Below are 18,362 nucleotides of genomic sequence, written 5' to 3' on the forward strand. Positions count from 1 at the left end.
CTCGCAATCATCCACAGGCACCGCGAATCATACGAAGAATGACGTGAGTTGTGGCACATCTGTTCACAGGAGCCTGGGAGATCGCTAGCTTCCCTTCAACCTCGTCCGTACGGGAAGGACCTCTGTGAACGCATCCCATCGCAGAGCCGTGGCCACCCTGGCCGCAGCCGCACTTGCCACCCCGCTCCTGCTGGCCTCTGCCTCCCCCGCCTCCGCCGGAAAGCACGACCCGGCGAAGGACGCCCGGAAACTGGCCTCACGGCTGGTCCACGCGGCGTCCGCCGACAGCGCGTACAAGCACCTGCAGAAGTTCCAGCAGATAGCCGACACGGCCGGCGGCAACCGCGCCGCAGGCACGCTGGGCTACGACGCGTCGGCGGCATACGTGTACCAGCAGCTCAAGAAGGCCGGGTACGACGTCTCGTACCAGGAATTCGAGTTCATGTACACGGAGACCCAGGCGCAGAAGCTGTCCGTCGTCTCGCCGTCGCCCCGCGACATCGACATCGCCGCGATGACCTACACCAAGTCGACCCCGGTCGGCGGCACCACGGCCGCCCTGGCCGCCGCCCCGGTGGACGACGACGGGTCGAACGGCTGCGAGCCGACCGACTTCGCGACCGACACGTTCAGCGGCAAGATCGCGCTCATCAAGCGCGGCGGCTGCACGTTCGCGGCGAAGCAGGCCAACGCCGCCGCCGCGGGCGCCGTCGGCGCCATCATCTACAACCACCTGGAGGGCAGTCTCGCCGGCACCCTCGGCTCACCCGAGGCCGGCAAGATCCCCACCGGTGGCATCACCAAGGCCGAAGGCGAGGCGCTCGCCGCCGAGCTGGCCAACGGCCCGGTCGAGGTGAACCTGGAGATCCGCCAGATCCAGGAGATGCGCACCACGCGCAACGTCATCGCCGAGACCCAGCGCGGCAACGCCGCCAACACGGTGATGCTCGGTTCCCACCTCGACTCGGTGATCGCCGGCCCCGGCATCAACGACAACGGCTCCGGCTCGGCCGGCCTGCTCGACGTGGCCCTCAAGTTCGCCAAGCACAAGCACAAGACCACCAACAAGGTGCGGTTCGCCTGGTGGGGCGCCGAGGAGAACGGCCTGCTCGGCTCCGAGCACTACGTCGGCGCGCTCGACGACCTGGGCCGCAAGGAGATCAAGCTCTACCTCAACTTCGACATGATCGCGTCGCCGAACTACGGCCTGTTCGTGTACGACGGCAACGACTCCGACGGTGTCGGCGCGCCGGCCGGGCCGGAGGGCTCCGCCCAGCTGGAGCGCGACATCATCGCGTTCATGGACAAGAAGGGCCTGCCGCACGCGGGCACCGACTTCACCGGCCGCTCCGACTACGGCCCGTTCATCGAGGTCGGCATCCCGTCCGGCGGCACCTTCACCGGCGCCGAGGGCATCAAGACCGAGGCGCAGGCGAAGCTGTTCGGCGGTACGGCGGGCGAGGCGTACGACCCCTGCTACCACGCCGAGTGCGACGACATCAACAACATCAACATGACGGCGTTCGACGCCAACATCGATGTCATAGCCAACGCGGTCGGCACGTACGCGCACGACCTGAGCTCGCTGCGCGAGCCGGTCGAGTTCGTCCCGACGGACGGCGACGCGGGCAGCGGCGGCGGCCTCCACGACGACCACGACCACGAGGTCACCGAGTAAGGAACCCAGTAAGGAACCGAGTAAGGGACAGTAAGGAGCAAGGCTCGCGAGCCGAACTCTTGGGGAGGGCGTGCCGCCGGACGGATTTCCCGTCCGGCGGCACGTACGTTATGAAGACGCTTATGCCGATTTGCGAGGTGACGCCCGGCAGTGCGCCGGTGCCGCGCGGCTGCGCCGGGAGGCGGTCGCCCGGTAGGCTTTCCGTGTGATCTTCAAGCGCATCGGTAACGGGCGGCCGTATCCCGACCACGGCCGGGAAAGCACCCGGCAGTGGGCGGATGTCGCGCCGCGCCCGGTCCGCCTCGATCAGCTCGTGACCACCAAGGGCCAGCTGGATCTGGAGACGCTCCTCGCCGAGGACTCGACGTTCTACGGCGACCTCTTCGCGCACGTCGTGAAGTGGCAGGGCGATCTCTACCTCGAGGACGGACTGCACCGCGCCGTACGCGCGGCCCTCCAGCAGCGGCAGGTGCTGCACGCCCGCGTGCTCGAGCTCGACTGACGGGCCCGGTTCCCACGGCGCGACTGCGCCTTTCCGGCAGGTTTCCCACCCGTCCGGCCCTCTGCCGCTGATCGTTTAGTAGGCATAGTCACCGGGTCGCATTACGCTGCGCCCATGAGCATGCTCACTCCCCCCGGTATGGGCGGTAAGTACCGCGTCACGGGCACCGCGTACCCCCGTATGCGCCGCCCCCGCCGCCGCGGCCGGATCGTGCTGGCGACCGTCGTCGCCGCAGCCGCCCTGGGCGGGGCCGGCTGGGGAACGCTCCAGCTCATCGACGTGTTCGGCGGCGGCAGCAGCAGTACGGACGCCGCGAAGCGCACCACAGCGGGCTCCGCCTGCAAGAACGCGTCGACCGCCGCGGCCCCGTCCGCCCGCCCCACCCCCGTCGCCTTCCCGAAGCCCGGCGACATCACGGTGAACGTCTACAACGCGACCCCGCGCAGTGGCCTCGCCAAGTCCACCGCCGACGAGCTCAAGAAGCGCGGCTTCGCCATCGGCAAGATCGGCAACGCCCCGGTGGCGTACGACAAGAAGGTCCCCGGCTCAGCGATACTGCTCGGCGCCCCGGCCGCCACGCAGGGCGTCTTCCCCGTCCTCGGCACGCAGGTGAAGGGCGCGGCGACCAAGACGGACACGCGGACGACGGCCGACGTGGACCTGATCATCGGTACGGCCTTCACAACCCTGGCCGCACCGCAGGACGCGACGGCGGCGATGACCGCCCTCATCAACCCGAAGCCCAAGCCCAAGCCCACGGGCTGCGCCCCCGACGCCAAGAGCTGACGGCCGGCGGCCCGTACCGTGAGAACGGTACGGGCCGCCGGTCGCCACCGGTCGTCCGGGTGGGTGCGTCTACTGGTGCCCCTGTACTGGTGCGCCTGCCGCTGCGGCTACTGCTGCGGCTACTCCGCCGCGCCGTACATGCGGTCACCCGCGTCGCCGAGGCCCGGCACGATGTACCCGTTCTCGTTGAGCCGCTCGTCCACCGCGGCCGTGACGACCGTGACCGGCGTCCCCGCCAGCTCGCGCTCCATGACCGCGACACCCTCAGGCGCCGCCAGCAGCACCACGGCGGTCACGTCGTCGGCACCGCGCTTGATCAGCTCCTGGATGGCCGCGACCAGCGTCCCGCCCGTGGCGAGCATCGGGTCGAGCACGTACACCTGGCGCCCCGACAGGTCCTCGGGCATCCGCGTGGCGTACGTCGACGCCTCCAGGGTCTCCTCGTTGCGGATCATGCCGAGGAAGCCCACCTCGGCGGTCGGCAGCAGCCGCACCATGCCGTCCAGCATCCCGAGCCCGGCCCGGAGGATCGGCACCACCAGGGGGCGCGGGTGCGACAGCTTCACACCGGCCGTCCGCGTCACGGGGGTCTCGATGTCGGCCCGCTCGGTGCGCACGTCCCGCGTGGCCTCGTACGCGAGCAGGGTGACCAGCTCGTCGGCGAGCCGCCGGAAGGTCGGGGAGTCGGTGCGCTTGTCGCGCAGCGTGGTGAGTTTGTGCGCCACCAGCGGGTGGTCGACGACATGGATCCGCATGCCCACAACAGTAGCCGCGGTGGCATCAACCCACGCAGCCGAGGGAAGGTGGAGTCGGAAGAACACGGCCCCGGGGTGGTGGTGTGGCGATGCCGGACCAGGAAGAACCCGTACCCGTACGGCAGAGGGAAGCGGCCGCCCGCCGCGCCGGCCCGGACGGCAGGGACGCCCCGAAGGGCGCACCGACCGGCAAGGACGCCCCTGACGCCCCCGACGCCCCCGACGGCTCCGATGCCCCCGACGTACGGGGCACACCCGCCGCACCCGACGCACCCGACGCCCGGGACAGCCCGTCCCCGCAGGACGACGCCGAGCGCCGGCGCCGCCGCGCCCAGTTCCTCCGGGAGCTGAACGAGGCCAAGGCCCTGCGCGAACGCGTCCAGCCGCGCCGCGCCAGAGCGGCCCGGATGCGCCAGGCCATGCGGATGCGTTCGTTCCGCTGGTAGCGCCGCCACCACGCGGGCCGTACCCGTGCCGGTTCCAGTGCCCGGTCGGGCCCGGAGCCGAGGGCCGTACGGCGGCGGGGGCGTGACGCCGACCGGGGCCCGGGCTCAGACTGGTGCACGACGCAAGAGCGGAACACCTCTCCTTCAGGCCCCGGATCTGCCACGATGCCGAGTGGGCGGGGCATTCAGGAGCGGCCGCCCGATCGTCACACCTCTGATCAGTGGGAGAGTCACGGTGTACTTCGCCGCACTGCTCACGCTCACCGAAGACGGGTGGGTAGCGAGCGACACAGAGCTCGACGATGTGGAGACCCTGGCGGATCTGACCGACCTGGCCCGCGAAGCCTCGCCGGACGACGACACGGTGCTCGTCTTCATCGAGCAGGAAGACGCATGGTTCGGCATCGTCCGCGTGGAGGGCGAGGACGACCCTCGCATCTACGTGTCGGACGGAGCCGCCGCCGCCCGCTCCTCGTACGGGGAGATCCTCACCAGGGAACTGCTGGGCGACGACCTGGCCGACGACGACGCCGACCTGGACGCGCTCGACCTCGACGGCACCGAGGACGGGGAGCCGGACGACACGGAGGAGGACGCGGATACGGAGACGGAGACGGCTGCCGAGGCGGTGCCCGCCGCCCCGCTCGGCGACCGGCTGATCCTGAGCGACCTGGGCCTGTCGGAGAAGGAGCTGCTGGCGCTCGACACCGACGCGCTGGCCGAGATCGCCGACGCCCTGGGCGCCTCCGAAGTACTGGAGACCGTCCGCTAGTGCACCACCCCGAAGCCCGCCCCGTGCCGGAATCCGCCCCGGGTCCCGCCCCGGATCCCGCCCGGGATCACGTACGGGATCATGCGCCGAACCCCGTCCCCGAGCCCGACCCTGGTCCCGATACCGATCCCGTACGCGACCCGGTGCCCGACCCGGTGCCCGATCCCGTACGTGATCCCGTACGGGACCCCTGGCGGGAGCCGATGCGGCGGGCGCTGGCCGAGGCCGGGCGGGCCGCGCGGGCCGGCGACGTGCCGGTCGGCGCGGTCGTGCTCGCCCCGGACGGCGAACTCCTCGCGACCGGGTTCAACGAGCGCGAGGCCACGGGCGATCCCACGGCGCACGCCGAGGTGCTGGCGCTGCGCCGTGCGGCCGCGCGGCTCGGCGCGTGGCGGCTCACGGGCTGCACGCTCGTCGTCACGCTGGAGCCGTGCGTGATGTGCGCGGGCGCGCTCGTGCAGTCTCGCGTGGACCGCCTGGTCTTCGGGGCGCTGGACGAGAAGGCGGGCGCGGCGGGCTCGCTGTGGGACCTCGTACGGGACCGGCGGCTCAACCACCGGCCCGAGGTCATCCACGGCGTGCTGGCGGACGAGTGCTCGGCGCAGCTCACCCGCTTCTTCCGCGACCGCTGAGCAGCACGGCGATATGGATTTCGGCGAAGCGGCACCTTTGGGCTAAGCTCTCTCTCGGTAGCGTGTCCGAGCGGCCGAAGGAGCTCGCCTCGAAAGCGAGTGTGGCGCAAGTCACCGAGGGTTCAAATCCCTCCGCTACCGCTCTCACGAAGGGCCCCGGCGCGGAAACGCACCGGGGCCCTTCGCCATAAAGCCCCCACATTCACAGGCCCTTGACCTCGGACAGCTCGGTTAGACTCACCCGACCGCCCGGGGGTCGCAGGGGAGAGACAGGGGAGCAAGGGCCGATGGCGCACGCGAAGAAGATCACGCTGTACGTCCTCACCGTCTTCGTGCTGTACACGATCATCGCCTCCCCGAACCGCGCCGCCGAACTGGTCGGGGTAGGGTTCGAAGGCATTTCGAGTGCCGCTCAAGCGGTCGGCCAGTTCATGACCGCGCTCGTCAACTAGGAGCCCCGCGTGATTCGCCACCTGGTCCTCTTCAAGCTCAACGAGGGTGTACGCCGGGACGAGCCGCGCGTCGAGGCCGGCGTGAAGGCGTTCCAGGAGCTCGGCGGGGTCATCCCGGAGCTGACGCACTGGGAGTGCGCCTGGAACATCACGGACCGTCCGATCGCGTACGACTTCGCCATCAACTCGGCCGTCGAAGACCTGGACGCGCTCAAGCGGTACATCGAGCACCCGGCGCACCAGGCGGCCGCAGCGCAGTGGCGCGAGTTCGCCACCTGGGTGATCGCCGACTACGAGTTCTGAGGCCCGGCCGCCACGGGACCGACGCAAGGGCCCTGCACCACGTGGTGCGGGGCCCTTCCGCATACCCCAACACGGCGTTATCAGGTGCTTGCACACAGTGGACATGTCTTGTGATGCTATGACCGCTTTTGACGGATGAGTTGACCGAAGTTGACCGTGAAGGGGTGGCGTGAACGTGCCGGCCAGTACCACGCCTCAACAGGTACCGCCCCAGAACGAGTCCAACGAGTCGGAACCCCGCACTCCCGAGGCCCGCGCCCCCGAGTCCAGCACCCCTGACTCCCGCGCCCCTGAGTCCCGCACCCCCGAGGCCCGCGAGTCCCGCACCCGCAGGGCCGCCGACACCCGGGCGCTCACCCAGGTGCTGTTCGGCGAGCTGAAGAAGCTGGAGCGCGGCACCCCCGAGCACACCCGCGTCCGCGCCGCGCTCATCGAGGCGAACCTGCCCCTCGTGCGGTACGCGGCGGCCCGCTTCCGGTCCCGTAACGAGCCGATGGAGGACGTCGTCCAGGTCGGCACCATCGGGCTGATCAACGCCATCGACCGGTTCGACCCGGACCGCGGCGTACAGTTCCCGACCTTCGCGATGCCGACCGTCGTCGGCGAGATCAAGCGGTACTTCCGCGACAACGTCCGTACGGTCCACGTGCCGCGCCGGCTGCACGAGCTGTGGGTCCAGGTGAACGGCGCGACCGAGGACCTGACGACCCTTCACGGCCGCTCGCCCACCACCGCCGAGATCGCCGAGCGGCTGAAGATCTCCGAGGACGAGGTGCTGTCCTGCATCGAGGCGGGCCGCTCGTACCACGCGACGTCCCTGGAGGCCGCCCAGGAGGGCGACGGGCTGCCCGGGCTGCTCGACCGCCTCGGCTACGAGGACCCGGCGCTCGCCGGCGTCGAACACCGCGATCTCGTACGGCACCTCCTCGTCCAGCTCCCCGAGCGCGAGCAGCGGATCCTGATGCTCCGCTACTACAGCAATCTGACGCAGTCCCAGATCAGCCAGGAGCTCGGCGTCTCCCAGATGCATGTGTCAAGGCTCCTCGCCCGCAGCTTCGCCCGGTTGAGATCCGCAAACAGGATCGATGCCTAGCTGGATCGGGTAGACCCGTTTGGTGCACAATCAGCCGTTCCAAAAGCCGCACACCCCTTGTTTCCAGCACAGATTCGCCCTCGCCATGTCGACAAGTCACTACAGCGTGTTGCCGACATGTGACATTCTGCTGGAACCGCGTTTGCCGCAGTCTCGGCGCCGGTATTCAGGTGGAGGCTGCGTTCCTCCGATGGTCGCGGCTCCCGCGACCGTCCGCGACCTCAAGGGGGTGGCATGTCCGTAGAACAGGGCAGCTCGAAGGTGCTCACGCTCACCAAGAGCGAACCGGCCGCCACGCTTCCCGACTCGTCGGGAGCCATCGACACGCGCACGCTCTCCCGCTCCCTGTTCCTCCGGCTCCGCGCGCTCGACGCCGAGGGTGCCGCGGCGGACAGCCCGGAGCGCACCTATGTGCGAGACACGCTCATCGAGCTCAACCTGCCCCTCGTGCGGTACGCGGCGGCCCGGTTCCGCTCCCGGAACGAGCCGATGGAGGACATCGTCCAGGTCGGCACCATCGGCCTGATCAAGGCGATCGACCGGTTCGACTGCGAACGGGGCGTGGAGTTCCCGACGTTCGCGATGCCGACCGTCGTCGGCGAGATCAAGCGCTTCTTCCGCGACACGTCGTGGTCGGTACGGGTGCCGCGCCGGCTGCAGGAGCTGCGACTCGCGCTCACCAAGGCGAGCGACGAGCTGGCGCAGAAGCTCGACCGCTCCCCGACGGTGCCCGAACTGGCCGTCGCGCTGGGCGTGTCGGAGGAGGACGTGGTCGACGGCCTCGCGGTCGGCAACGCGTACACGGCGTCGTCGCTCGACTCGCCGTCCCCGGAGGACGACGGCGGCGAGGGCTCGCTCGCGGACCGGCTCGGCTACGAGGACAGCGCGCTGGAGGGCGTGGAGTACCGCGAGTCGCTGAAGCCGCTGCTGGCCAAACTCCCGGCGCGCGAGCGGCAGATCATCATGCTGCGGTTCTTCGCGAACATGACGCAGTCGCAGATCGGCGAGGAGGTCGGCATCTCGCAGATGCACGTCTCGCGCCTGCTGACGCGCACGCTGGCGCAGTTGCGGGAGGGCCTGATCTCCGACTGAGGCAGCTCCCGCCGTACGTACGCCGCAGCCGGTCCGTTCCGCCACGGACCGGCTGCGGTGTGTGTACGGGGGGTGCGTACGGCGGGCGCGTACGGAAGCGGGTCGGTCAGGAGAGGGCGAGCCAGGCGACCGCGGCGACGACCACGACCACCGCGACGATGCCGGCGATCAGGCCGACGCGCGGCCCGGCCGACTGCACCGCGACCGACTGCTGCTGCCGCTGCGGGGCGCCGTCGTCGACGAAGGCGCGGAACATCTGGGTCGAGCCCGCGGGGTCGTAGGAGCTGTTGCCCTCGGGGCCCTGAGGGGCGTGCGGGTTGTGTGCCATGGGGCAGGACCCTAGCGAATCCATCCCTCCGCCCCCACCCCGGGAGACGGGCAGGCGGATCACATCCGTACACCTCCGCCCTCCCTGACCCTTTCTTTGCCAGCTCTTTGGTCGCGTTTGCCCGTTTTCATTTGCCTGTAGCAACCAATCGCTTCTATCGTTGCCCTAAGCAACAAGCTGCGAGGAGGAGCCCGGCGGTGGCAGCGCGTAGTCAGTACGAGGAGCTGGCCCGAGGCCTCAGCGCCGTCGGCGCCGTGAAGCGCGGCATCGCGCGGGTGCTGCCAGGCGACTGCCCGGGCGGCTCGGCAGCCGTACTCGCCCTGCTGGACCGGTACGGCGAGATGCGGACGAGCCGGCTGGCCGAGCTGCTCGGCATCGACATGTCGGTCACCAGCCGCCATGTCGCCCATGTGGTGGAGCGCGGCTGGGTCGAGCGCACGCCCGACCCGCACGACGGCCGCTCCCGCATCCTGCGCCTCACCCCCGCGGGCAAGGACCTGCTCGACGACCTCGGCCGGCGCGCGGCCGACCTGCTCGCGGACCGGCTCGCGGAGTGGACCGACGAGGAGGTCGGACAGCTCATCGTCCTGCTGATCCGTCTGCGCGCATCGTTCGGAGACTGCCGGGTCACCCATACGTACACCTAAGGAAGTTCATGGCTACGACCACACAGAACGCTGTGCGGGACGGCCACGGCGAGGAGGTCGCCGGCGGGCCGATGACGCACCGGCAGATCATGGAGGCGCTGTCCGGGCTGCTGCTCGGCATGTTCGTCGCCATCCTGTCGTCGACGATCGTCTCCAACGCGCTCCCCGAGATCATCTCGGACCTCGGCGGCGGCCAGAGCGCCTACACCTGGGTGGTCACGGCCTCCCTCCTGGCCATGACCGCGACAACGCCCCTGTGGGGCAAGCTCGCGGACCTCTTCTCGAAGAAGCTGCTGGTGCAGCTGGCGCTGCTGATCTACGTCGCCGGCTCGATCGTCGCGGGCCTGTCGCAGAGCGCGGGCATGCTGATCGCGTGCCGCGTGATCCAGGGCATCGGCGTCGGCGGCCTGTCCGCCCTGGCGCAGATCGTGATGGCCGCCATGATCGCCCCGCGCGAGCGCGGCCGCTACTCCGGCTACCTCGGCGCGACCTTCGCCGTCGCGACCGTCGGCGGACCGCTGCTGGGCGGCGTCATCACGGACACCGACTGGCTGGGCTGGCGCTGGTGCTTCTACGTGGGCGTGCCGTTCGCCGTCCTCGCCCTCGTCGTCCTGCAGAAGACGCTGCGCCTGCCGGTGGTGCGCCGTGAGGTGAAGGTCGACTGGACGGGCGCGGCGCTGATCAGCGCGGCGGTGTCGCTGCTGCTGATCTGGGTGACGTTCGCGGGCGACAAGTACGACTGGCTGTCCTGGCAGACGTACGCGATGGTGGCCGGCGCGCTGCTGCTGGGCGCGGCGTTCGTGTACGCGGAGTCCAGGGCGAGCGACCCGATCATCCCGCTGCGCCTGTTCCGCAACAGCACCATCACGCTGGCCTCCCTCGCCTCCCTCTTCGTGGGCGTAGCGATGTTCGCCGGGACGGTGTTCTTCAGCCAGTACTTCCAGTTGGCGCGGGGCGAGTCACCGACCATGTCGGGCGTGCTGACGATCCCGATGATCGGCGGCCTGTTCCTCTCCTCGACGGCGTCCGGCCTGATCATCACCAGGACGGGCCGCTGGAAGGTGTGGCTGGTGGCGGGCGGCGCGCTGCTGACGGCGGGCCTCGGCCTGCTGGGCACGATCCGCTACGACACTCCGTACTGGCACGTCGCCGTCTTCATGGCGGTGATGGGCCTCGGCCTCGGCATGATGATGCAGAACCTGGTCCTGTGCACGCAGAACCAGGTCGCGCCGCAGGACCTGGGCGCCGCGTCGTCGGTGGTCACGTTCTTCCGGTCGCTGGGCGGCGCGGTGGGCGTGTCGGCGCTGGGCGCGGTCATGGCGCACCGGGTCACGGACTACGTCAAGGAGGGCATGACCGCCCTCGGCCCGCAGGCCGCGGCCCTCGGCCACGGCGGCACGGCGGGCGGCGGCATCCCGGACCTGGACGCGCTGCCCGAGCCGATCCGCGTGGTGATGGAGGCGGCGTACGGCCACGGGGTCGGCGACATCTTCCTCTACTCGGCCCCGTTCGCCCTGGTGGCGTTCCTGGTGACCCTCTTCATCAAGGAGGTCGCCCTGAAGAGCGGCCCCCGCTGAGACCCCGGGCGCGCCGCGCTGGAGCGGAGAGCGGCGCGTCCGGTGATGAGGCCCCGGTGGCGGGACGCGAAGGACCAGGGGACGGTCCTCGCGGCCCGCGCCGGGGCCTGGCTGTGCGTGTGTGACGGGTTGTCAGTGCGACAGGCTCACGACGAGCCGCGTACGCAGCGACCACGGACGGCGCGCCGGGCGGGCGGGACGCACGTGTTTCACTCCCCGGGCTTGATCAGATATCCGGCGCCGCGCCGGGTGTGGATCATCGGGGAGCGCCCGGCGTCGATCTTCCGCCGCAGGTAGGAGATGTAGAGCTCGACGACGTTGGCCTGTCCGCCGAAGTCGTACGACCAGACGCGGTCGAGGATCTGTGCCTTGCTGAGGACCCGCCGCGGATTGCGCATGAGGAACCGCAGCAACTCGAACTCGGTGGCGGTGAGATGGATGCTCTTCCCGCCCCGCGTCACCTCATGGCTGTCCTCGTCCAGTGTGAGGTCCCCGACGACCAGCAGGGACCCGCCCCTCGCGTGCGCGGCGCCGGAGCGCCGGATGAGCCCGCGGAGCCGGGCGACGACCTCCTCCAGGCTGAACGGCTTGGTGACGTAGTCGTCGCCGCCGGCCGTGAGCCCGGCGATCCTGTCCTCGACGGAGTCCTTGGCGGTGAGGAACAGCACGGGTACGTCGGGCAGCTCGCGCCGTACCCGCCCGAGGAGGCTCAGCCCGTCCATGTCGGGCAGCATCACGTCGAGCACGACGGCGTCGGGCCGGAAGTCCCGTGCCGTGCGCACGGCGCTCGCGCCGTCCTCGGCACTGCGGACCTCCCACCCCTCGTAGCGGAGTGCGAGGGACAGCAGCTCGGCGAGGGAGGCCTCGTCGTCGACGACGAGCACACGGACGGGGGTGCCGTCGGCCCGGAACAGCTCGGTGCGCGAGGGGAGCGAGGGGAGCGAGGTGGCGGTCATGCTGCCACGCTCGCGCGCGCCCGTGAGAGGCCCCTTACCCGTACCTGTGAATTCCCTGAGAACCAGGAGCCGCGCCGGAACCGTCAATACCGCCGGCACCGCCGGACCCGCCCGGCGGCCCGAAGAGCGCGGCCGCGTTGCGGTAGCAGACGCCGCGCAGCCAGTCGTCGCCGAGCCCGAGCCGCTCCAGGGCCTGGAGCTGGTGGACGTACGGGTACGGGATGTTGGGGAAGTCGCTGCCGAGCAGCACCCGGTCCCCGAGGTCACGCAGCCGCTTCGTCTCGCGCTGCGGGAACGGCGCGAACCGCTCGCCGAAGTCGGTGAACGCCATGGTGGTGTCGAGCCGCACCTCGTCGTACCGCTCGGCGAGGCCGAGGAAGTCGGCGTACTCGGGCATCCCCATGTGCGCGACGATCAGCCGCAGCCGCGGGTGCCGCGCGAGCAGCCGCCCGACGGGCCCGGGCCCGGTGTACGTCCCGGGCGCTGGCCCGGAGCCGCAGTGGATGACGACCGGCACGCGGGCGTCGCTCAGGATCCCCCACGCCTCGTCGAGCAGGGCGTCACAGGGATCGAAGTCCCCGACCTGGAGGTGCACTTTGCACACCTGGGCACCACGGCCGACCGCCTCCCCCACGTACGCCGCGACGCCCTCCTCCGGGTAGAGGGTCGCGGTGTGCAGGCACTCGGGCACGCGCGCGGCGAAGCCGGCGGCCCAGTCGTTGAGCCACCGCGCCATACCGGCCTTGTGCGGATAGATCATGGACGTGAACCGGAGGACCCCGAACTCCCGCAGCAGCGCGACCCGCCGGTCCTCCTCCTCCCGATAGGTGATCGGCCACTCGACGCCGGTCAGCGGCCCGACGGAGTCGAAGTAGGCCCACACCTTGCGCAGGACGCGCTCGGGCATGAAGTGCGTGTGCACGTCGAAGAGCCCGGGCAGCCCGAGCCGCGCGGCGAACTCCCTCACGCCCTGCCCCTCGTCACCCTTCTCGCCCTCGTCACCCTCGTCACCCTCGCTCAAAGCGGTAACTCCGTTCGACCTTGGCGACATGGACGCTGTAGCGCTCGTACCAGTGCTCCCGCCCGCGCCGCTGGGCGTCCTGGTGCTCCAGGTTTCCGCGCCAGGCGGCGATGGACTCCTCGTCGCGGAAGTAGCCGACGGTGATCCCGAGCCCGCCCGGCGTACGGGCGGAGTCGATGCCCAGGAACCCGGGCACGTCCTTCACCAGCTCCTCCATGCGCGCGGCGACGGTCCCGTAGCCGTCGTCGTCGGGGTCGTCGACGCGCAGGGAGGTGAAGATCACGGCGTAGTACGGCGGTTCGAGGTCCATGCCCCCACCTTGATCGACGGCGGAGTACGCCGTCCAGGGGTCGGCGGGCCGATCTCAGAAAAGCCCGCCCTGCGGCTCGGCGGGCGGCACGGCGACGACAGGCACGGAGACCCCGGAGTCACCGGGTGCGGCCAGCTCCCACCCGGCGGCGAGCCGGCTGTCGAGCACGACGTGGCGCCCTTCGGGCAGCAGCAGGTGCAGATCGGGCCCGGCGACCCCGAGCAGCGTGCCGCGCAGCACGCCACCGGCGGCCAGCTCGCCCACGACCCCGTCGACGTGCCCGAGCCGCTGCAGCCCGAAGACCTCCCCGTGATCACGCACATCGAGCTCCAGCCGCTCCACGGTGTCCGCCCACCCGGTCACGCCGACGGCCTCCCCGTACAGCCGCGCGACCTCCGCACGCCGCTCGTCGACGGCGGGCAGCGCGACCCGGGCGAGCCGTTTGACGCGGTACGGGATGCGGTCGGGCACGCCCAGGGCGGCGCCCAGCACGCCCTCGGTGCGCCGGGCGGCCATCAGGGCCCCGCGCCCGAGCCAGGTGAAGGCCACGGCACCCTGCTCCAGCAGCCGCGCGTCGCCGCGCTCTTCGGCGGTGATGCCCACCTTGACGAGGCCGGGCCCGAACCAGGCGAGGTAGACGCGGTAGACCCGAGGATCATCACTCAACGTATCGGCGGCCACGGACCGCGACCGGTCGAGCCGCGCGCACTCCCCGCACACCCCGGCGGTGCTCCGCCCACCCACGACGGCCCGCAAGGGGCAGGCATTCCCCCGCGCCCCGGGACACAGCCGCTCCCCGACCACCCGGAACCCGAGCTCCCGGCCGTGGTCCAACGCACTGGTCGCCCCACCGCCCCAGCCCCACACGGCCCGCGGCCCCGCGACCCACCGCACGCCCCGGCACCGCCACCCACTCATGAGCTCACTGTTCCACAGCCCGGAAGAACCCCGAGGACCCCGGAAGGACCCCGGAAGGACGAGGCGCGACGGCGTAACGCAAGAGGCCCCGGATCTCTCCGGGGCCTCTTGCCTGCTGTGCACTCGGCAGGATTCGAACCTGCAACCTTCTGATCCGTAGTCAGATGCTCTATCCGTTAAGCTACGAGTGCTTGTCAGTGATCTTACTCGCTGACTTTCCTCCCGGGCTTTTCGGCCCGGTCGGCGTTGCGGGAACAACATTACATGACCTGCGCCGTCATGCGAAATCCATTCGACGAACCCGGTCTGACCTGGGCAAATCGCCCAGTGGCGGGGTGTGCCCGGGTCATGGAACGGGCGAAGCCCCGGCCTTGGGGACCGGGGCTTCGGGTGGGGCGGAGGCGGAGGGATTTGAACCCTCGATGGGCTTTAAGACCCAAACCGCATTAGCAGTGCGGCGCCATAGACCGGACTAGGCGACGCCTCCAGCACACCCGCGCGGGCGCGAGTGGTGCGTGCAGATGATGACACAGCCCAGGGGCGCGTCACCAATCGCCGTCCACGGTACTAGGAGCGGGGGGCGCAGGGCAAAGGCTTCCGGTTGCGCAACGCGGCGGGAGGTGCAGCGTTAGTGAGGGGTGAGGGGTGCCCGGGTGGCCCTGACCCGGATCTGCGCCTGGAACTACGCCTCGACCCTGGAGTTCGTATGCTGCGTCGCCTCGTTCTCGCCTCCGCCGCCTCCGCCGCCTCCCTCGCCGTGCTCAGCGCCGGCGGGCCGTTCGCCGCGGCCGCCTCGGGACCGCTGCCCGTGCCCGTGCCACTGCTCTCGGCGGACGACTCGCTGACGATCACCGTCGAGCGGTCCGGCAACCCCGCCGCCGACGGAACGTTCCGGCTCGAGTGCGGCCCCGACCGCGCCTCCGGTACGCACCCGCGCGCCCAGCGGGCCTGCGAGCGGCTGGAGGAGCTGTCCGCGGACGGCCGCGACCCGTTCGCCCCCGTCCCGCAGGGCCGGGCGTGCACCCAGCAGCACGGCGGGCCGGCCACCGCCCACATCAAGGGCACCTGGCACGGGCACCGCGTGGACGCCCACTTCGCACGGACGAACGGCTGCGAGATCGCCCGCTGGGAGAACCTCCAGCCCGTGCTGCCGCTGGCCCGGTCGTAAAGCGCACCTACCTGGGCGCTTACCTGCACGTACATGCCGGGGGCGTACGCCATGCGCACACAACCTTGCTCAGAGCTCCCCCTCATCCGCCGTCGCGCGTACACCCCCAGCCCTTAGACTCCCTCCCGTAAGCGGCAGTAGGTCAGTGGGAGGAAGCGTCGTCGTGAGCAGCAGGCCATCCCGAGGCGCTGCTCGCCTCGCAGCCATACTCGACGCCCTGCCCGACGGGCTCGTCCTCGTCAACACGAACGGCACGGTCGTCAACGCCAACACCATCGCGCTCGAGATGTTCGAGACGCCGGGTACGGCGCTCGTGGGGCGTGGCCTGCTCGATCTCCTGCCCGCCTTCGACTCCCGGCTCATCCCCGGCTCCATGCGCCGCCCCGAGGCCGCCGACGCCATGGGGCGGACCAAGCCCGCGCGGATGGTGGCCAGGAGGACCGACGGCAGCGAGTTCCCCGTCGAGGTCACCAGCGCCTCCCTCGAAGATGGGCGCGAGGCCTACGCCTCGTACGGCGGCGGCTCGGGCTCGGGCTCCGGCTACAGCGGCGACGAGCTGCTCATGCTCGTCGTCCGCGACCTGTCCGGGACCATCGACACCGAGGCCGAGCTCGCCCGCTCCCAGCGCCAGACCGAGATGATCCTGCGCGCCGCGTCCGAGGGCGTCGTCGGCACGGACACGGACGGGCGCATCGTCCTCGTCAACCCGGCCGCCGCGCAGATACTGGGCTGGCGCGCCAGCGACCTGGGCGGCAAGGAGCTGCACCAGCTCATGCTGCACTCGCGTGCGGACGGGGAGCCCTTCCCGTATGAGGAGTCGCCGCTGGCGGACACGCTGGGGTCCGGGCGCAAGCACCGGGTGCGCGGGCAGGTCGTCTGGGCGAAGGACGGGTCCGCCGTGCCCGTCGACCTCACCACCGCTCCCGTACGGGACGGGGACCAGCTCGTCGGCGCCGTGATGACCTTCGCCGACCGCCGGCCGTACGAGCAGCTCGTCGCGGAACACGCCGCCGAGGTCGCCGAGCTGGCCGAGAAGCACGCCGCCGAGATCAAGGCATACGAGGAGCGGCTCGCCGACGCCGCGGAGCGGTACGACGCGCTCGCCGCGCGCCACGCCCAGTTGACCGCCGTCCTGGGCGAGTCGCTGCGCGGGCCGCTGGTGGAGCTCCGTCACGAGCTGCGCGTCCTCGCCGCGGACCCGGCCGGGCAGCTCTGGCCCGAGGCCAACCAGATCCTGCACCACCTGGCCGCCGGATACGCCCGGATGACCACCCTCGTCGACAACGTCCTCGGCTACCAGCGGCTGGACGGCGGCGACGAGGAGCTGCGGAAGGAACTCGTCCTCCTCGACGCGGTGGTGGCCGCCGGTGTCGAAGGGGCCGTCGAACTGATCGGGCCGGGACGGGTGCAGTTCGCGGTGCACGCGCCGCCCATCGAGGCCGAGGTGGACGGCGTACGGCTGGCGACGGCGCTGGCGCATCTCGCCGCCGACGTCGCCGGGGTCGACTCGACCGGCAGGTCGCGGGTCGTGGCCGACGGCGGCTATGTCGACTCGACGATCGTGGTGGCGGCGGCGCAGCGCGGTGATGTCGTACGGATCGAGGTCCGCGGGCCGTACGCGGGCGGCGACCCGGTCCACGAGCCGATCGTGCGCGGCATCGTGCGCGCGCACGGGGGCGTGCTGCAGACGCACGAGGTGCCGGGGATGAGCGGCAGCGCGTACGTGCTGGAGCTGCCGCTGGGGGTCGGGAGCGGTGCGGCCGCCCGGCCCGCGGCGGAGGGCGGCGAGGAGGCGGCCAAGGCTGCGGCGGGGTCGGGTTCGGTGTCGGGTGCGGGCGCGGGCGCGGGCGTTGAGGCCGTGGATGCCGCTGTGCCTGCTCCTGTTCCGGCTTCTGCTTCTGCTGCTTCTGCTTCTGCTTCTGCTTCTGCTTCTGCTGTTGGGGCTGCTGTCGCTGTGCCCGCGCAGCAGAGCGGTGACACGGCCGGGAGCGGGCGGCGGCGGGCGCGGCGTGCGTCGACGGACGCGTTCCTCGACAGTCCTGTACGGGCCGAGGACCCCGTCGCGGCCGAGCCGACCGGGCGTCGGCGTGCCCGGGGGGCCGGGCAGGGGGACACCGGCGAGCAGCGCGTCCCGGCACAGGACGGCGGCCTGCCCGAACCGACGGGGCGCAGGCGCGGGCGGCCCAGCCCGGCGGAGGCGGCGCCCGCCACGCCTCCGGCGGAGGGTTCCGTCGTGACGGCGGCGGAGAGCGCGCAGGCGCGGCCGGTGGCGCTCGGCGACACCGTTCCGCCCCAGGGCGTCGCCCCTCAGGGCGAGGGGGCCGCGGTGCCCGCCCAGTCGACTGGGCGCCGCGCCCGGCGGAGTGCCCACCCGGAGGGTGCCGTTCCGGCCTTGCCCGCCGGTCCGGCGAACCCGTCCGGACCGGTCACCGCGCCGGGGCCCGCGGCCACGCCCGGGCCGGTCACCGCGGCCGGTCCGGTACCCCCGCAGGGCGCGGCAGCCGGTCCCGTACCCCCACACGGCACCGCCCCGCAGGGCACGGCAGCCGGTCCCGTACCCCCGCACGGCACCGCCCCGCAGGGCGCGGCAGCCGGTCCCGTACCCCCGCACGGCACCGCAGCCGGTCCGGTACCCCCGCAGGGCACCGCCCCGCAGCCCGCGCCCACCGGCCGCCGGGCCCGACGGGCGCTCGCCACCGCGCCGGAACGCCCCGCCCCGGAGGCCCAGGCACGCGCGGCCTTCGCCCTGCCGCCGGCGGAGGCGGACCGGACACCGCCCGCCGACGCGCAGGTCCAGAGCGGCGGCCCCCAGGCGCAGGCCACCGGCCTCCCGGCGCAGGCGGACGGCCGGTCCCAGGGCCACGGCGAGATGTACGGACAGCTACCGGGCGGGCCCCGGACCCAGACGGTCCCCGTCCCCGCCGGA

The 18,362-nt window shown here is 71.6% G+C and carries 20 protein-coding genes and 3 tRNA genes; 15 read left to right on the forward strand and 8 right to left on the reverse strand.

Going from position 1 to position 18,362, the window contains the following annotated elements; translation table 11 throughout:
• Positions 1-148: 148 nt before the first annotated feature.
• The 3 genes from HTZ82_RS18630 to HTZ82_RS18640 all read left to right on the forward strand — a co-directional run bounded on the left by HTZ82_RS18630 (position 149) and on the right by HTZ82_RS18640 (position 2,966).
• Complete coding sequence (locus tag HTZ82_RS18630; RefSeq protein ID WP_175410565.1) at positions 149-1,678, forward strand: M28 family metallopeptidase; 1,530 nt, start codon at positions 149-151, stop codon at positions 1,676-1,678.
• Between the two features lie 205 nt (positions 1,679-1,883).
• Positions 1,884-2,180 (forward strand): type II toxin-antitoxin system VapB family antitoxin, encoded by a 297-nt coding sequence (locus HTZ82_RS18635; protein ID WP_003999914.1) that lies wholly within the window; start codon positions 1,884-1,886, stop codon positions 2,178-2,180.
• A gap of 114 nt (positions 2,181-2,294) precedes the next feature.
• Complete coding sequence (locus HTZ82_RS18640; RefSeq protein ID WP_254711945.1) at positions 2,295-2,966, forward strand: LytR C-terminal domain-containing protein; 672 nt, start codon at positions 2,295-2,297, stop codon at positions 2,964-2,966.
• Positions 2,967-3,085: 119 nt separating this feature from the next.
• On the opposite strand, the gene upp is transcribed toward HTZ82_RS18640, so the two are convergent.
• Positions 3,086-3,721: a uracil phosphoribosyltransferase gene (upp, locus tag HTZ82_RS18645; RefSeq protein WP_175410548.1), complete on the reverse strand. Its 636-nt coding sequence runs from the start codon at positions 3,719-3,721 to the stop codon at positions 3,086-3,088.
• A gap of 89 nt (positions 3,722-3,810) precedes the next feature.
• Here upp and HTZ82_RS18650 point away from each other — a divergent pair, with 89 nt between their 5' ends.
• The 8 genes from HTZ82_RS18650 (at position 3,811) to HTZ82_RS18685 (ending at position 8,511) form a co-directional block, all read left to right on the forward strand.
• Entirely contained in the window at positions 3,811-4,167 is a 357-nt protein-coding gene (locus HTZ82_RS18650; RefSeq protein WP_175410549.1) for a hypothetical protein, read from the forward strand.
• A gap of 235 nt (positions 4,168-4,402) precedes the next feature.
• Entirely contained in the window at positions 4,403-4,939 is a 537-nt protein-coding gene (locus tag HTZ82_RS18655; protein ID WP_175410550.1) for a hypothetical protein, read from the forward strand.
• Positions 4,940-5,142: 203 nt separating this feature from the next.
• Positions 5,143-5,571, forward strand: a complete 429-nt coding sequence (gene tadA, locus HTZ82_RS18660) for a tRNA adenosine(34) deaminase TadA (RefSeq protein WP_175410567.1) — start codon at positions 5,143-5,145, stop codon at positions 5,569-5,571.
• A 56-nt stretch (positions 5,572-5,627) separates the two neighbouring features.
• Positions 5,628-5,712, forward strand: a tRNA-Ser gene (locus tag HTZ82_RS18665).
• 146 nt (positions 5,713-5,858) lie between these two features.
• A complete protein-coding gene (locus HTZ82_RS18670) occupies positions 5,859-6,023 on the forward strand; it encodes a hypothetical protein (protein ID WP_175410551.1) in 165 nt (54 codons plus the stop codon).
• A gap of 9 nt (positions 6,024-6,032) precedes the next feature.
• Positions 6,033-6,326: a Dabb family protein gene (locus HTZ82_RS18675; protein WP_175410552.1), complete on the forward strand. Its 294-nt coding sequence runs from the start codon at positions 6,033-6,035 to the stop codon at positions 6,324-6,326.
• Between the two features lie 169 nt (positions 6,327-6,495).
• A complete protein-coding gene (locus tag HTZ82_RS18680) occupies positions 6,496-7,419 on the forward strand; it encodes an RNA polymerase sigma factor SigF (protein ID WP_175410553.1) in 924 nt (307 codons plus the stop codon).
• Between the two features lie 234 nt (positions 7,420-7,653).
• Complete coding sequence (locus HTZ82_RS18685; protein ID WP_175410554.1) at positions 7,654-8,511, forward strand: RNA polymerase sigma factor SigF; 858 nt, start codon at positions 7,654-7,656, stop codon at positions 8,509-8,511.
• A 106-nt stretch (positions 8,512-8,617) separates the two neighbouring features.
• Here HTZ82_RS18685 and HTZ82_RS18690 read toward each other — a convergent pair whose 3' ends face one another.
• Positions 8,618-8,839 (reverse strand): hypothetical protein, encoded by a 222-nt coding sequence (locus tag HTZ82_RS18690; RefSeq protein WP_175410555.1) that lies wholly within the window; start codon positions 8,837-8,839, stop codon positions 8,618-8,620.
• A 197-nt stretch (positions 8,840-9,036) separates the two neighbouring features.
• Between HTZ82_RS18690 and HTZ82_RS18695 the strand changes: the two genes are divergently transcribed.
• Together HTZ82_RS18695 and HTZ82_RS18700 are read left to right on the forward strand one after the other, a co-directional pair.
• A complete protein-coding gene (locus HTZ82_RS18695) occupies positions 9,037-9,486 on the forward strand; it encodes a MarR family transcriptional regulator (RefSeq protein WP_175410556.1) in 450 nt (149 codons plus the stop codon).
• Between the two features lie 8 nt (positions 9,487-9,494).
• The gene (locus HTZ82_RS18700; protein ID WP_175410557.1) at positions 9,495-11,063 is read left to right on the forward strand and encodes an MDR family MFS transporter; all 1,569 of its coding nucleotides are present in this window, start codon (positions 9,495-9,497) and stop codon (positions 11,061-11,063) included.
• Between the two features lie 209 nt (positions 11,064-11,272).
• Here HTZ82_RS18700 and HTZ82_RS18705 read toward each other — a convergent pair whose 3' ends face one another.
• The 6 genes from HTZ82_RS18705 to HTZ82_RS18730 all read right to left on the reverse strand — a co-directional run bounded on the left by HTZ82_RS18705 (position 11,273) and on the right by HTZ82_RS18730 (position 14,755).
• Positions 11,273-12,019 (reverse strand): response regulator transcription factor, encoded by a 747-nt coding sequence (locus HTZ82_RS18705; RefSeq protein ID WP_175410558.1) that lies wholly within the window; start codon positions 12,017-12,019, stop codon positions 11,273-11,275.
• Between the two features lie 34 nt (positions 12,020-12,053).
• Positions 12,054-13,070 carry an amidohydrolase family protein gene (locus HTZ82_RS18710; protein ID WP_175410559.1) on the reverse strand — a complete coding sequence of 339 codons (1,017 nt, stop codon included), beginning with the start codon at positions 13,068-13,070 and terminating at the stop codon, positions 12,054-12,056.
• Positions 13,027-13,350 (reverse strand): antibiotic biosynthesis monooxygenase, encoded by a 324-nt coding sequence (locus tag HTZ82_RS18715; protein ID WP_175410560.1) that lies wholly within the window; start codon positions 13,348-13,350, stop codon positions 13,027-13,029. Before HTZ82_RS18715 ends, HTZ82_RS18710 begins: the two co-directional genes overlap by 44 nt.
• Positions 13,351-13,404: 54 nt before the next feature.
• Positions 13,405-14,268: a DUF2797 domain-containing protein gene (locus tag HTZ82_RS18720; protein ID WP_175410561.1), complete on the reverse strand. Its 864-nt coding sequence runs from the start codon at positions 14,266-14,268 to the stop codon at positions 13,405-13,407.
• 118 nt (positions 14,269-14,386) lie between these two features.
• Positions 14,387-14,459 (reverse strand) — tRNA-Arg (locus HTZ82_RS18725).
• 205 nt (positions 14,460-14,664) lie between these two features.
• Positions 14,665-14,755 (reverse strand) — tRNA-Ser (locus HTZ82_RS18730).
• Between the two features lie 219 nt (positions 14,756-14,974).
• Between HTZ82_RS18730 and HTZ82_RS18735 the strand changes: the two genes are divergently transcribed.
• Both HTZ82_RS18735 and HTZ82_RS18740 read left to right on the forward strand, forming a co-directional pair.
• On the forward strand, positions 14,975-15,436 hold the full coding sequence (locus HTZ82_RS18735) for an SSI family serine proteinase inhibitor (protein ID WP_175410562.1): 462 nt from the start codon (positions 14,975-14,977) through the stop codon (positions 15,434-15,436).
• Positions 15,437-15,599: 163 nt separating this feature from the next.
• The coding region (locus HTZ82_RS18740; protein ID WP_175410563.1) for a PAS domain-containing protein at positions 15,600-18,362 on the forward strand (2,763 nt) is incomplete at its 3' end.

This window comes from Streptomyces sp. TRM64462, assembly GCF_013362995.1.
GTDB lineage: Bacteria > Actinomycetota > Actinomycetes > Streptomycetales > Streptomycetaceae > Streptomyces.

Bases quoted from the DNA above. Each gene is read 5' to 3' on its own strand.
- HTZ82_RS18640 (WP_254711945.1), top strand. From the start codon at position 2,295: ATGAGCATGCTCACTCCCCCCGGTATGGGCGGTAAGTACCGCGTCACG.
- upp (WP_175410548.1), bottom strand. From the start codon at position 3,721: ATGCGGATCCATGTCGTCGACCACCCGCTGGTGGCGCACAAACTCACC.
- HTZ82_RS18650 (WP_175410549.1), top strand. From the start codon at position 3,811: ATGCCGGACCAGGAAGAACCCGTACCCGTACGGCAGAGGGAAGCGGCC.
- tadA (WP_175410567.1), top strand. From the start codon at position 5,143: ATGCGGCGGGCGCTGGCCGAGGCCGGGCGGGCCGCGCGGGCCGGCGAC.
- HTZ82_RS18670 (WP_175410551.1), top strand. From the start codon at position 5,859: ATGGCGCACGCGAAGAAGATCACGCTGTACGTCCTCACCGTCTTCGTG.
- HTZ82_RS18685 (WP_175410554.1), top strand. From the start codon at position 7,654: ATGTCCGTAGAACAGGGCAGCTCGAAGGTGCTCACGCTCACCAAGAGC.
- HTZ82_RS18690 (WP_175410555.1), bottom strand. From the start codon at position 8,839: ATGGCACACAACCCGCACGCCCCTCAGGGCCCCGAGGGCAACAGCTCC.
- HTZ82_RS18700 (WP_175410557.1), top strand. From the start codon at position 9,495: ATGGCTACGACCACACAGAACGCTGTGCGGGACGGCCACGGCGAGGAG.
- HTZ82_RS18705 (WP_175410558.1), bottom strand. From the start codon at position 12,019: ATGACCGCCACCTCGCTCCCCTCGCTCCCCTCGCGCACCGAGCTGTTC.
- HTZ82_RS18710 (WP_175410559.1), bottom strand. From the start codon at position 13,070: ATGTCGCCAAGGTCGAACGGAGTTACCGCTTTGAGCGAGGGTGACGAG.
- HTZ82_RS18715 (WP_175410560.1), bottom strand. From the start codon at position 13,350: ATGGACCTCGAACCGCCGTACTACGCCGTGATCTTCACCTCCCTGCGC.
- HTZ82_RS18720 (WP_175410561.1), bottom strand. From the start codon at position 14,268: ATGAGTGGGTGGCGGTGCCGGGGCGTGCGGTGGGTCGCGGGGCCGCGG.
- HTZ82_RS18735 (WP_175410562.1), top strand. From the start codon at position 14,975: ATGCTGCGTCGCCTCGTTCTCGCCTCCGCCGCCTCCGCCGCCTCCCTC.